The organism is Micromonospora sp. NPDC007230 (assembly GCF_042869115.1).
Lineage (GTDB): Bacteria > Actinomycetota > Actinomycetes > Mycobacteriales > Micromonosporaceae > Micromonospora.
In genome coordinates, this window is sequence record NZ_JBIAFE010000019.1 from 86,196 (window position 1) to 97,812 (window position 11,617).

Here is an 11,617-nt window from a genome sequence, read left to right on the forward strand (position 1 = left end):
CTGCGGCCCGGGACCGCGATGGTGGCCCGGAGCGTGGCACTCTTGGGCGGTGGACTCGGATGACCTCGGCCTCTTCGGTCCCGGATCGGTCACGTGGAAGGTGCACGAGGAGCCGGTCCTGATCGTCGCCGGCCTGCGCTCGCTCTACCTCCAGGCGCTGCACCCCCGGGCGATGGCCGGGGTCGCCCAGAACAGCAACTACCGCACCGACGCGTGGGGCCGGCTGGTGCGTACCGCCACCTACGTGGCGACGACGATCTACGGCACCACCGCCGAGGCGGAGGCCGCCGGCCGGCGGCTGCGTACGCTGCACGCCCGGATGCGAGCCACCGACCCGTCCACCGGGGAGGAGTTCCGGATCGACGACCCGGAGTTGCTGCGCTGGGTGCACGTCACCGAGGTCGAGTCGTTCGTCAGCACCGCCCGGCGAGCCGGGCTCGCCCTGACCGACGCCGAGATCGACGGCTACTACACCGAGCAGCGCCGGGCGGCGGCCCTGGTCGGGCTGGACCCGGCCGACGTGCCGGGCACCGCCGCCGAGGTGGCCGACTACTACCGGCGGATCCGTGCCGACCTGCGGATGACCAGGGAGGCGGCGGAGACGGCCCTCTTCCTGACCGCCCCGCCGATCCCGTGGAAGCTCAGCCTGCCGGTGAAGCTCGGCCTGCATCTCGGCCCGGCGCGCTGGGCGTACCTGGGGATCGCCGGCACCGCGATGGCGCTGCTGCCGGCGTGGGCCCGCCGGCTGTACGGCGGCCTGGGCCTGCCCACCACCGCGCTCTCGGCGGATCTCAGCGTCCGCGCGCTGCGGCTCGCCCTGGCGGCACTGCCCCGCCGCTACCGGGTGGGACCGTTGCAGCAGGCCGCGAAGGAACGCGCCGCCCGCCTCGGCCTCGCCGCCTAGTTGTCCTGACCGGGGACGTTGGTCGAGAACGGCGTCGCGCTCGGCCGGCGCCTCGACGGCGGGTCGCAGGCGTTCGTCAGGTGATCTCCATCGTCGGCAACGGCAAGGAAGCTGCGGGATCGAGACTCACGAGGCCAACCGCTCACCTTCGTAGCGACCTGATCTTGCGAGTTCGACCCCGCCGTCTGACTGGTTGATCTCCGACCACACCGCGTCGAGGGAAAGGCCGAGGACGTCGGCGATCGCAGCGATGGTGGGGAAGGCAGGGGTGGCTACGCGACCGGACTCGATCTTCCGAAGAGTCTCCGGCGAGACACCTGCGTCCAGCGCGGTGCCGAGCATCGAACGCTCTCCCCTGGCTCGACGCAGGAGGGCGCCGAGGCGCTGTCCGCGTTCGACCTCCGCGGGAGTGAGCGGCAACCTGACCATGGCCCGATTCTAGTACCGGGATAATATGGCCGGGATACTTATTGGGTTGCACGACGAGTAAGGGCGCCGCATGATCGAGATCCTGAACCCCACCGAACTGCCCCGAGCCAGGGAGGCAGGCGCCCTGGTCGCCGACATCTTGCAGACGCTGAGGAGTCGCTGTGAGGTAGGCACGAACCTCCGGGACATCAACCGGTGGGCCCGGGCCATGATCACCGAGGCCGGAGCGCAGTCCTGTTACGTCGACTACGAGCCGTCCTTCGGACGTGGGCCGTTCGGCCACTACATCTGCACCTCAGTCAACGACGCCGTGCTCCACGGATTGCCGTACGACTACCCGCTTGCCGACGGCGACCTGCTGACGCTCGACCTCGCCGTCTGCAAAGGCGGAGTCGTCGCTGACTCCGCCATCAGCTTCATCGTGGGCGACTCGAACCCCCCGGAGAGCGTTGCGCTGATCAGCGCGACCGAGCGTGCATTGAGCGCAGGGATTGCCGCGGCCGGACCAGGGGCTCACATCGGTGACATCTCCCATGCCATCGGCTCGGTCCTCAGCGAGGCGGGATATTCGATCAACACCGAGTTCGGCGGTCATGGCGTCGGATCGACAATGCACCAGGACCCGCACGTCCCGAACACGGGGCGGCCCGGTCGCGGATACCGGCTGCGCCCTGGGCTGTTGCTGGCATTGGAGCCCTGGGTCATGGCGGACACCGCCGAGCTGATCACCGATGCCGATGGCTGGACGCTCCGAAGCGCGACAGGCTGCCGGACAGCGCACAGTGAGCACACGATCGCCATCACCAGCGACGGAGCCGAAGTCCTCACCTTGCCGAAGCAGGCGCGACCGTGAGGTGACGGCCGTTCGCTTCCCCCGCTCCCAGCAACTCACCCGTCGTCGCTGAAATGGCGGTCCATGGCCGCCCAGGGGTCCTTGCCCGGGGTCTGCGCGCCGGCCGGGCAGGTGCGCCGGTAGTCGCACCAGCCGCAGCGGGGCCCCGGGGTGGCCGGAAACTCCTCGTCGGCGTCGGCGCCATCGGCGACCGCCCGCTCGGCGGCCATGATGTCCCGGGCGGTCTCCTCGGCCCGGGTCAGCTGCCGCTGCAGCGACTCGGGCGTGTGCTCGTGCGCGGCGACCGTGCCGGTGGGCAGGTGGTGCAGCTCGACCCGGTGGCACGGCCGGCGAAACACCCGCTCGGCCGCGTACGCGTAGAGGGCCAGGGCCTGCGAGCCGCGGGCGTCGTCGGCGTCCAGCCCGGTGCGGCCGGTCTTGTAGTCGACGATGACCAGCTCGGGTCGCCCGTCGGGGCCGGGACGCGAGTCGATCCGGTCGGCGCGGCCGTTGAGCGCGAGCACGGCGGTCTTCACGGCGACGACCCGCTCCACCCCGACGGGCTCGTCGGCCGGGTCGAGGCCGGCGACGTACGACTCCAGCCAGGCCAGCGCCCGGCGGAAGGCGTCCCGCTCCTGCTCGTCGTCGCGGTAGCCCTCGCGCACCCAGGTGCCCTTGAGCAGGGTGGCCAGCACCTCGGGGCGGCGGCGGTCCGGCGCGAGCGCATACCAGTTCTTCAGGGCGGTGTGGACGCTGGCGCCCAGCGAGTTGTGCGCCCACGGCGGGCCCTTGGGCGGCGCGGGCCGGTCGACGTACGCGTAGCGGTAGCGTCGGGGACAGTCCACATACGCCCCGAGCTTGCTGGGGGTGCAGACGAAGAGCCGCTCCGGCATGCCCTCGAAGCCGAGCTGCTCGGCCTGCTCGGCGCGGGGCCGGGGCGGGTGGCCACCGGTCGGTCGTCCGGTCGGGGAGGGTCGTCGCACGCCTGCGATCCTGCCATCCCGGTACGACAGCCCGCTTCCGGCGGGCCGACGACGCAGCCGGCAGCAAGGCGCCGGGGGTCAGCCCGTGGTGATGAAGTGGGTCACGAATGCGGCGATCGCGTCGGCGATGAGCTGCACCGCGATGGCGGCCAGCAGCAGGCCGGCGATCCGGGTGAGCACCTCGATGCCCCCCGGCCGCAGGATCTTGACGATCACGCCGGAGAAGCGCAGCGCCAGCCAGACCGTGACCATCACCGCGACGATCGCGAGGGCGATCGCGAGGTAGTCGGTGGGCCCGCCGGACCGCTGCACGAAGAGCATGGTGGCGACGATGGCGCCCGGTCCGGCCAGCAGCGGCGTGCCCAGCGGGACCAGGGCGATATTGGACGTGGCCGGCTGGCTCGGGTCGTCGGCCTTGCCGGTCAGCAGCTCCAACGCGACCAGCACCAGCAGCAGCCCGCCGGCGGCCTGCAACGCCGGCAGGGAGACGTGCAGGTAGGCCAGGAGCGTCTGCCCGGCCACGGCGAACACCACGATCACCCCGAGCGCCAGCGCCACGGCCTGCCAGGCGGCCCGGTTCCGGTCCCGGGCGGCGAGCGGGCCGGTGAGCGCCAGGAAGATCGGCAACATGCCGGGCGGGTCGACGATCACCAGCAGGGTCACGAAGACCTCGCCGAAGAGCTTGAGATCCACGCGGACACGGTAGCCGCGCCGCCCCGCGGCTTCAGCCTGAAGGGATCGGGGTCACTCCGGTGGCAGCGGCCACGATCCGCTCGTACGCCTCGGGATCGGTGGTGTGCGCGCCGAGCCGGACGGTCTTGTGCGTCCCGTGGAAGTCCGACGACCCGGTGACCAGCAGTCCCAGCTCGGCGGCGAGCCCGCGGACGTGGGCGGCTTCTGCCGGCGTGTGGTCCTCGTGGTCGGCCTCCAGGCCGGCCAGCCCGGCCGCGGCCAGCTCCGCGACCAGCTCGTCCGGCACGATCCGGCCGCGCCGGCTGGCCCGGGGGTGGGCGAAGACCGGCACCCCGCCGGCCGCCCGGACCAGCGCCACCGCCCGGAACACGTCGATGTCCTCCTTGGGCAGCCGGTACCGCTCCCCCAACCAGTCCGGCCCGAACGCCTCGCTGGTGGTGGCGACCAGCCCGGCCCGGATCAGCGCCTGGGCGATGTGCGGGCGGCCGACGGCCCCGCCGGCCGCGCCGGCCAGGATCTCCCGCCAGCTCACGTTGATCCCGTCGGCCTGCAGCAGCCGGACGATCCGCTCGCCGCGCTCCTCCCGGGCGCGCCGGACCCGGGCCAGCTCCGCGACCAGTTCCGGCTCCGCCGGGTCGAAGAGGTACGCGAGCAGGTGCAGCGGGAGCGCCGGCTCGACGCCGTGCCAGCGGCAGGAGACCTCCGCGCCCCGGACCAGGGTGAGCCCGGGCGGCAGCGCGCGAGCCGCGGCTTCCCAGCCGGCCGTGGTGTCGTGGTCGGTGATCGCCACGACGTCGAGACCAGCCTCGGCGGCGGCCCGGACCAGCTCGGCGGGGCTGAGGGTGCCGTCGCTGGCGGTGGAGTGCGCGTGCAGGTCGATCCGGGCGGCCGAGGTCACCCCGCCGACGCTACCGCCCGACCACGCCGCCCACCGCCGCGGGCGGTACGCCGGGTCAGGGGCGGGTGTCGGCCACCACCACCGGGCGCTCGCCCGCGGCGACCCCGTCGACCGGCAACCCGGTGGGGCGCTCGCCGGCCAGCACCCGGTCCGGGCGTACCCGGACCAGTTGGCTGGCGGCGTCGACGTGCAGGGCCACCCCGGCACGGCTCCACGCCACCGCACCGGCCACCGCCGGCCCGGCCGGGCGGGCCGACACGGTCGCGCCCAGGGTGTTCAGGTCGACCAGGAGGGCGTTCTTCCGCGTGCCGTTCACCAGCAGCCACCGCCCGTCGGCGGAGACCCCGCCGAGGCCGTCGGTGGCGAGTGCCGGCCCACAGCCGGTGCGGAGGATGCTGAGGGCGTGGGCCGGGTCGAGCAGGGCCAGGCAGGGGCGTCGGGGCGTACCGGCGGAGACAAGCCCGACCACCCGGCCGTCGGGCAGCGCGCCGTAGACGTTCAGCACGTCCCGGTTCGCGGCGCCCGGCACGCCGCCCGCCGCCCGGCGCCAGACGTTGAATCCGCCCGTGCCGGGCTGCCGGATCAGGACCGCGTCGCCGGCGAAGCCGACCGGCACCGCCCCGTCCGGGGCCGCCGCCTCGGTGGTCGCGACGAGCTGGCCACCGACCAGGCCGGCGGCGCGGAGTTCGGCACCGTCGCGCCAGGCCACCTGCCGCCCGTCCACCGCGACCGCGACGGCGTCCGCGCCGGCCAGCAGCACCTGCGGAGGGCTGCCGTTGGGCGGCAACCACCAGAGGGTACGGCCGGCCGCGGTGGCCGCCGAGGTGATCAGCCAGCCGCCGTAGTCGGGGACGCGTTGCGCCCGTTCGATCGGGCCCGCGCCGGTCAGCTCGCGGCGCTCGCCCCCGCTGGTGTGCAGCCAGGAGCCGATGAGCAGGTCCAGTTCGGCGCGGACCGGATCCGGCGGGGCCGGCGCGGCGGTGGACGGGGTGGAAAGCGGAGAGGGCGTGAAGCCGCGCGGGTCGCCGAGCACCACGGTGGGGGTGGTCCCCTGGCCGGTCGGCCCGCCGAGCTGGGCCATGCCGGTGGTGACCAGCACCGTGGCCATCCCGGCCAGGGCGAGGCCGGTCAGCGCGCGGCGCCGGCCGGTCCGGCGAGCCCGCCGGATGGCCAACCCGGCCGGATCGGCGGCGAGCGGGCGCGGCGTCGCGGCGCGACGGGTGAACGTCTCCCGCAGCGCCCGCTCCAGCTCGTCCTCGCTCACGGGGAATGAACGCTCCAGGCTGCCCGTCCGGTTGTCGCAGGAGTTCGGCGTACTGCTCATGACTTTTCCTCGCCGCGCTGGGGAGCGCCGTGCGCGCTGAGCCTGATGGATCGCTCGGTCATCGGGTCTCCACCGGGACGGTGGCGGCACGGCGGCCGGCGGCCGGGCCGCCGGAGAGCGGGGTCGGCCGGACCACCGGCGGGCGGCTGGCCGCCGGTGGTTCGACCGGCGGCGACGGCTGCACCGGCGCGGCGGCGGTACGCGGCGCGGGCCGGGCCGGTGCCGCCCCCGCCGGCTCGGCGGGCAGGCCCAGGGCCGCCTCGGAGCCCAGCCGGCGGCGCAGGGTGTGCAACGCGCGGGAGGTCTGGCTCTTCACGGTGCCCGGCGAGATCTCCAGCAGTGCGGCGGTCTGCGCCTCGGACATGTCCTCGTAGAAGCGCAGCACCAGCACGGCCCGCTGCCGGGCCGGCAGCGCCTGGAGGTGCCGCCAGAGCGCGTCCCGGTCGAGCTGCTGCTCGATCTCGTCGACCCCGGCCCGTTCGGGCAGCACCTCGGTCGGGCGCTCACCGTGCCACCGGCGTCGCCACCAACTCGTCGAGGTGTTGACCATGACCCGGCGGGCGTACGGCTCGATGGCCTCGATCCCGCCGAGCCGCTTCCAGGCCAGGTACGTCTTGGTCAGCGCGGTCTGGAGCAGGTCCTCGGCCGTCGCCCAGTCCCCGGTCAGCAGGTAAGCGGTGCGCAGCAGAGCGCCGGAGCGGGCCGCGACGAACTCGCGGAACTCCTCCTCCAGCGGGTCCCTGCTCGCCACGCTCACCTCCGCGCCCCCGTCCTGCTTGGCAGGCTGCCACGTGTCGGGGTGCCGGGTCGACGGCAAATGGTGTGCAGTTCATCCGATGTTCGGACGAAAAGTTTCAGGCGCCGTCGTCGGCCTTGGCCTCGTCCGCCTCCTTGCCCAACCGGGCCTCGACGGCCTGCGGCTCGTACATCTCCTCGACCACGCGCAGGTAGAGCTCGTTCGGGTTGGGCAGGCTCTTGATCTCACGGAGCGCCTGCTCCTGACCGGCCGACTCCAGCACGAAGGTGCCGTAGTTGAGCGCCCGGCCGGCCGGGGACTGCTCGTACTTCATGTCGGTCACCCGGACCAGCGGCATCATGGCCACCCGCCGGGTGACGATGCCGTCCACCACCATCACCCGTTTGTTGGTCAGGATGAAGCGGTTGTACCACCATTCGGCGACCTGCCAGGCGACCCAGCCGATCACGAGGAACCAGAGCAGCACGGCGACGGTGGTCAGCGCGCCGGTCTGCCGCCCGGCGAGGAAGCCGGAGAGGTAGCCGAGGATGAAGGTGGCCAGGATGCCGATGATCAGCGGCTTGGCGATGTAGACCCAGTGCCGCTTCCACTCGCCCCGGAACCGCTCGGTGGGGAACAGGTAGCGCGCGGCCAGCGGGCTCGGCTCGTCCTCCAGCGGCAGCACCCGGCGGGGCGCCCCGCCGGAGGCGTCGCCCCGCAGGCCGGCCAGCTCCTCCTCGCTGATCGGGGGCGGCTGGTAGCCACCCTCGGGGTCGCGGATCCAGGCGCGGCCGGAGCGGCCTTCACCGGCGTAGCCGGGGCCGTCACCGAAGGCGGCGTCCTCCGAAAGGGAGGGACCCTCGCCGTAGCCGGCCCCCGCGGCGAAGCCGGGACCGTCGTCGGGGTCGATTCGGGGGATGGGCTCGGTGTCGCGTTCCCGGCGCTCCCGATCGGGGTCGTCGGGGTCGAAGGGCGGACCGGAGGGGCTTCCCATCGGTGGCTAGGCGACCAGGCTGGTGAAGAAGTCGCCGAAGCCCTGGGCGATGTCCATGATGCCGCCGCCGAGGGACTTGAAGACGTCGGCGGCGGAGTTCGGCCGGTAGGCAACAAAGAAGATCAAGAATGCGATGCCGGCCCAGGTGAGGACCTTCTTGACCATGGCGGGCCATCCTCTCGCGCGGCGCCGGGTTTACCGCAGTGGCACCCAGAGTATCAGTATGGTGTCGTACAGTGAATATCTGCGTACGTTCCCCGACCCGTCCGTGCTGGCCGGTCAGGCCCGCCCGTGCAGGTACGGGGATGGTGCGCCGTACACGAGTTCGGGCGGAGTCCACTCGGTGAGGTCGCGCAGCACGACTTCTTCCGCGAGGAGGTGACCCGCACTCGCCGGCCAGGCTATCGCATGCAACCACATTCCCCGAGCCTCGCCGGCGTACGCACTTCGATCCGTGGGGGAATTCACGAGCCACAGTGGAGTGGGGTGGCCGCCCACCCGGATCTTGGCGTGCGGCACGCGTTCGGGGTGGCCAGGGCCCGGGTCCGTGAGCGCCTCCGCGACCTGCGGCCCCGGATCGGGACCGGCCAGCCCGGCGAACCGGGACCCGAGCCCGACGCCCGGCTCCTCGGCCACGAAGAGCAGGTCGGCCGGTCCACCGTCGAGGGGAGCCGGTCCGGCGCAGGCCACCGCCGTGGCACGCACCCCGCTCCGGTCGTCCCCCGCCCAGGCCACCCCGGTCAACGTCCACCCGGCGGGCAGCGGCCACGGGCACCACAGCGGCACCCCCCGCCGGTCGGTCGACTCACCGTCGGCGGCCACCCGCTCCACCACGCTGGTCAGGATCCCGGCGCCGATGCGCTCGGGAACGTGCAGCGGCGGCACGGGACCGCAGCGCAGGCACCGGGACTCACCGTGCATCAGGTCCGGCTCCCGGACCGGGCCCGCGCACCTCGGACAACTCACCGCGACACTCACGTTCCCACCGTCACCCCAGGGCGGCGGGCCGTCAAGCGGAGCGGCGGGATCCGGGAAACCGGTCAGTCCGGCGGTGGTCCGGCGTACGAGCGGATCCACGCGTGCATGGCGATGCCGCTGGCCACCCCGGCGTTGATCGACCGGGTCGAGCCGTACTGGGCGATGGAGAAGAGCTGGTCGCAGGCGGCACGGGCGACGTCGGACAGCCCCGGTCCCTCCTGGCCGAAGAGGAGGACGCAGCGGCGCGGCAGGGTGCTGGTCTCCAGCGGCTTCGAGCCGGGCAGGTTGTCGATGCCGACCACCGGCAGGCGCTGCGCCGCCGCCCACCCGACGAACTCGTCGATCGTCGGGTGGTGCCGGACGTGCTGGTAGCGGTCGGTCACCATGGCCCCGCGCCGGTTCCACCGCCGCCGCCCGACGATGTGCACCTCGGCGGCGAGGAAGGCGTTGGCGTTGCGGACCACGGTGCCGATGTTGAAGTCGTGCTGCCAGTTCTCGATGGCCACGTGGAAGTCGTGCCGGCGCCGGTCCAGGTCGGCCACCACGGCCTCCCGCCGCCAGTAGCGATAGCGGTCCACCACGTTGCGCCGGTCGCCCTCGCCGAGCAGCTCCGGGTCGTACCGCGGGTCGTCCGGCGGGTCGCCGGGCCACGGCCCCACACCCACGTCGAGCTGGTCGTCGGTCACGGTTTCCAGAGCGTACGGCCCGGACCGGCCGCGCCGCCGGTGACCCCGGTCAGCGCAGGTCGAGCGCGCCGGCGAGCCGGCCGAGAAAGCGCCGGTCGGCGGGACTCGCCCCGGCGTCCCCGGCCCGGCAGACCCGGGCCGCGACGGACTCCACCCACTGCCGGTAGGCCGCCCCGTCGGCGGGATCGGCGCGTCGCCGGAGCACCCGGACCGCGGCCCGGCAGGCGGCGAGCAGGTCGACCAGGTCGGTGAGGCGTTCGTCGCGGTCGGCGGCGCCGTCGTGGCGCGCGTAGATCGCGGAGACCACGGCCCGGACCAGGTCGCTGTCGAAGGCCCGGCCGGCGGCCACGGCGTCCAGGCCGGCGAGCCCGGCGGCGACCCCGCGCGGCGGGCGTCCGGGCCCGGGCGAGGCGGCGGCGACGAGGACCCGACCCGGCAGGTCGGTCAACAGGTCCCACTCGGCCGCGGAGTAGACGGCGGTGGTCAGCGGGGCGACCCGACGTCCGGAGGAGGGCGGCTCTCCGGCGACGGAGGGTCTCATACCGCCGCTCCGCTCCGCTCCGCGGCGCCCTGAAGCACCGACGCGCTGAGCCGGATGATTCGCTCGCTGCGCTCGCTCATCGGGGGACCTCCGGCGCCAGCATATGCCCCGGAACGGGAAAAGGACCCCTTCCCCACGGATCGGAAAGGGGTCCTTCGCGCCGTACGTCGGCAGGTCAGCGCGGCTCGGGGAAGCTGGGCCGCTCCGGATCGACGCCCTCGGGCACGGCGGCGGCCGCGTACTCCTTCTTCGGGACCATGACCTTGCGGCGGAAGACGCAGACCAGGGTGCCGTCCTGGTTGTAGCCCCGCGTCTCCACCGCGACCACACCGCGGTCCGGCTTCGAGGAGGACTCCCGCTTGTCCAGCACCGTGGTCTCGCCGTAGATGGTGTCGCCGTGGAAGGTCGGGGCGACGTGCCGCAGCGACTCGATCTCCAGGTTGGCGATCGCCTTGCCGCTGACGTCCGGCACCGACATGCCCAGCAGCAGCGAGTAGATGTAGTTGCCGACCACCACGTTCCGCTTGAACTGGGTCGCCGACTCCGCGTAGTGGGCGTCCAGGTGCAGCGGATGGTGGTTCATGGTGAGCAGGCAGAAGAGGTGGTCGTCGTATTCGGTGACCGTCTTGCCCGGCCAGTGCCGGTAGACCGCACCGACCTCGAACTCCTCGTAGTAGCGGCCGAACTGCATCCTTGTCCCCTTCGACGGGCGGCGATGGAGTTCGGCACAGCATGCCTTACCGCTTGTTAAGGCGGCGACAGGGGCGCTGGCGGCGAGGAAATGTCACACCGGGTCCCGCCCGGTGGGAGACGCAATGAGCGGCGGGGCCCTCCCCGGCACCCGCCGCCCACGCTCTGATGCCCAAGATTCTGCCGTACGGCAATGCCCCGCCAACAGAGACGGCCGTCACATTTACCTTTTTGTAACAACACCGTGCGTGACCGACGCACGCTCCGGAAGCGATCTCTGCACGTCGGATAGCTCCTTGTCAAGCAGCAAATTGCTGATTCGCAGGGCCCGATCGCGTTGATCTCCCTGGGAGCGCTCCCATCACGCCGGGTCACGCAAGTGCGACGTGCACTTGCGATCCGCACGCCCGATGGAAGAGATTCGGTTCGATATCCCCAGGGTCACCGAGGCACTGCGCTGCGTTTCGTCGCGTACGTCACGGGAATGGAAGGACGTCCGCCCTGGTTCCACCGGACGTAGGCAATCCGCGCTGATCGGAGAGTGCAATGGCAACGGTTGAGCTGACCACAGCCAACTTCGACGAGGTGACCGAGAGCGACGGCATCGTCCTGCTCGACTTCTGGGCAGACTGGTGCGGTCCGTGCAAGCGCTTCGCCCCCGTCTACGAGCGCTCGTCCGAGAAGCACCCGGACATCGTCTTCGGCAAGGTCGACACCGAGGCGCAGCCGGAGCTCGGCGCCAAGTTCAACATCCGCTCGATCCCCACGGTGATGGCGATCAAGGACGGCGTGATCGTCTTCGCCCAGCCGGGCGCGCTGCCGGAGTCCGCCCTGGAGAACCTGATCGAGCAGGTCGAGAAGCTGGACATGGACGAGGTCCGCAAGCAGATGGCCGAGCACAAGCACTGACCCACCGCTGATTCCGGCGG

At 72.7% G+C, this 11,617-nt stretch carries 15 protein-coding genes; 3 read left to right on the forward strand and 12 right to left on the reverse strand.

All coding sequences use genetic code 11. The features are described from left to right. The first annotated feature begins 49 nt into the window (after positions 1–49). Entirely contained in the window at positions 50–904 is an 855-nt protein-coding gene (locus ACFYML_RS24750; RefSeq protein ID WP_387422895.1) for an oxygenase MpaB family protein, read from the forward strand. 126 nt (positions 905–1,030) lie between these two features. On the opposite strand, the gene ACFYML_RS24755 is transcribed toward ACFYML_RS24750, so the two are convergent. Then, entirely contained in the window at positions 1,031–1,333 is a 303-nt protein-coding gene (locus ACFYML_RS24755; RefSeq protein ID WP_387422896.1) for a helix-turn-helix transcriptional regulator, read from the reverse strand. A gap of 70 nt (positions 1,334–1,403) precedes the next feature. Here ACFYML_RS24755 and map point away from each other — a divergent pair, with 70 nt between their 5' ends. Further along, positions 1,404–2,186, forward strand: a complete 783-nt coding sequence (map, locus tag ACFYML_RS24760; protein WP_387422897.1) for a type I methionyl aminopeptidase — start codon at positions 1,404–1,406, stop codon at positions 2,184–2,186. 35 nt (positions 2,187–2,221) lie between these two features. Here map and ACFYML_RS24765 read toward each other — a convergent pair whose 3' ends face one another. The 11 genes from ACFYML_RS24765 to ACFYML_RS24815 form a co-directional block, all read right to left on the reverse strand. Then, complete coding sequence (locus tag ACFYML_RS24765) at positions 2,222–3,058, reverse strand: RecB family exonuclease (RefSeq protein WP_387422966.1); 837 nt, start codon at positions 3,056–3,058, stop codon at positions 2,222–2,224. A gap of 168 nt (positions 3,059–3,226) precedes the next feature. Next, positions 3,227–3,841 carry a MarC family protein gene (locus ACFYML_RS24770; RefSeq protein ID WP_357437356.1) on the reverse strand — a complete coding sequence of 205 codons (615 nt, stop codon included), beginning with the start codon at positions 3,839–3,841 and terminating at the stop codon, positions 3,227–3,229. A 31-nt stretch (positions 3,842–3,872) separates the two neighbouring features. Continuing rightward, a complete protein-coding gene (locus tag ACFYML_RS24775) occupies positions 3,873–4,739 on the reverse strand; it encodes a PHP domain-containing protein (RefSeq protein ID WP_387422898.1) in 867 nt (288 codons plus the stop codon). Between the two features lie 55 nt (positions 4,740–4,794). Next, positions 4,795–6,063 carry a hypothetical protein gene (locus ACFYML_RS24780; protein ID WP_387422899.1) on the reverse strand — a complete coding sequence of 423 codons (1,269 nt, stop codon included), beginning with the start codon at positions 6,061–6,063 and terminating at the stop codon, positions 4,795–4,797. 58 nt (positions 6,064–6,121) lie between these two features. Then, complete coding sequence (locus ACFYML_RS24785; RefSeq protein WP_387422900.1) at positions 6,122–6,814, reverse strand: SigE family RNA polymerase sigma factor; 693 nt, start codon at positions 6,812–6,814, stop codon at positions 6,122–6,124. A gap of 103 nt (positions 6,815–6,917) precedes the next feature. Then, positions 6,918–7,793: a PH domain-containing protein gene (locus ACFYML_RS24790; protein ID WP_387273020.1), complete on the reverse strand. Its 876-nt coding sequence runs from the start codon at positions 7,791–7,793 to the stop codon at positions 6,918–6,920. Between the two features lie 6 nt (positions 7,794–7,799). Continuing rightward, the gene (locus tag ACFYML_RS24795; protein WP_007455302.1) at positions 7,800–7,958 is read right to left on the reverse strand and encodes a hypothetical protein; all 159 of its coding nucleotides are present in this window, start codon (positions 7,956–7,958) and stop codon (positions 7,800–7,802) included. A gap of 114 nt (positions 7,959–8,072) precedes the next feature. Continuing rightward, positions 8,073–8,771 carry a DUF6758 family protein gene (locus ACFYML_RS24800; RefSeq protein WP_387422901.1) on the reverse strand — a complete coding sequence of 233 codons (699 nt, stop codon included), beginning with the start codon at positions 8,769–8,771 and terminating at the stop codon, positions 8,073–8,075. Between the two features lie 62 nt (positions 8,772–8,833). After that, entirely contained in the window at positions 8,834–9,457 is a 624-nt protein-coding gene (locus tag ACFYML_RS24805) for a TrmH family RNA methyltransferase (RefSeq protein ID WP_387422902.1), read from the reverse strand. Between the two features lie 49 nt (positions 9,458–9,506). Beyond that, positions 9,507–9,998: a hypothetical protein gene (locus tag ACFYML_RS24810; RefSeq protein WP_387422903.1), complete on the reverse strand. Its 492-nt coding sequence runs from the start codon at positions 9,996–9,998 to the stop codon at positions 9,507–9,509. A 175-nt stretch (positions 9,999–10,173) separates the two neighbouring features. Next, positions 10,174–10,689 carry a MaoC family dehydratase gene (locus ACFYML_RS24815; RefSeq protein WP_073840021.1) on the reverse strand — a complete coding sequence of 172 codons (516 nt, stop codon included), beginning with the start codon at positions 10,687–10,689 and terminating at the stop codon, positions 10,174–10,176. Between the two features lie 545 nt (positions 10,690–11,234). On the opposite strand from ACFYML_RS24815, the gene trxA reads away from it, so the two are divergent. Continuing rightward, complete coding sequence (gene trxA / locus ACFYML_RS24820) at positions 11,235–11,597, forward strand: thioredoxin (RefSeq protein ID WP_357437338.1); 363 nt, start codon at positions 11,235–11,237, stop codon at positions 11,595–11,597. Positions 11,598–11,617 lie beyond the last annotated feature (20 nt).

Excerpts from the sequence above, each read along its gene's own strand:
- ACFYML_RS24755 (WP_387422896.1), bottom strand. The coding sequence starts at position 1,333 with ATGGTCAGGTTGCCGCTCACTCCCGCGGAGGTCGAACGCGGACAGCGC.
- map (WP_387422897.1), top strand. The coding sequence starts at position 1,404 with ATGATCGAGATCCTGAACCCCACCGAACTGCCCCGAGCCAGGGAGGCA.
- ACFYML_RS24765 (WP_387422966.1), bottom strand. The coding sequence starts at position 3,058 with ATGCCGGAGCGGCTCTTCGTCTGCACCCCCAGCAAGCTCGGGGCGTAT.
- ACFYML_RS24780 (WP_387422899.1), bottom strand. The coding sequence starts at position 6,063 with ATGAGCAGTACGCCGAACTCCTGCGACAACCGGACGGGCAGCCTGGAG.
- ACFYML_RS24790 (WP_387273020.1), bottom strand. The coding sequence starts at position 7,793 with ATGGGAAGCCCCTCCGGTCCGCCCTTCGACCCCGACGACCCCGATCGG.
- ACFYML_RS24795 (WP_007455302.1), bottom strand. The coding sequence starts at position 7,958 with ATGGTCAAGAAGGTCCTCACCTGGGCCGGCATCGCATTCTTGATCTTC.
- ACFYML_RS24810 (WP_387422903.1), bottom strand. The coding sequence starts at position 9,998 with ATGAGACCCTCCGTCGCCGGAGAGCCGCCCTCCTCCGGACGTCGGGTC.
- ACFYML_RS24815 (WP_073840021.1), bottom strand. The coding sequence starts at position 10,689 with ATGCAGTTCGGCCGCTACTACGAGGAGTTCGAGGTCGGTGCGGTCTAC.
- trxA (WP_357437338.1), top strand. The coding sequence starts at position 11,235 with ATGGCAACGGTTGAGCTGACCACAGCCAACTTCGACGAGGTGACCGAG.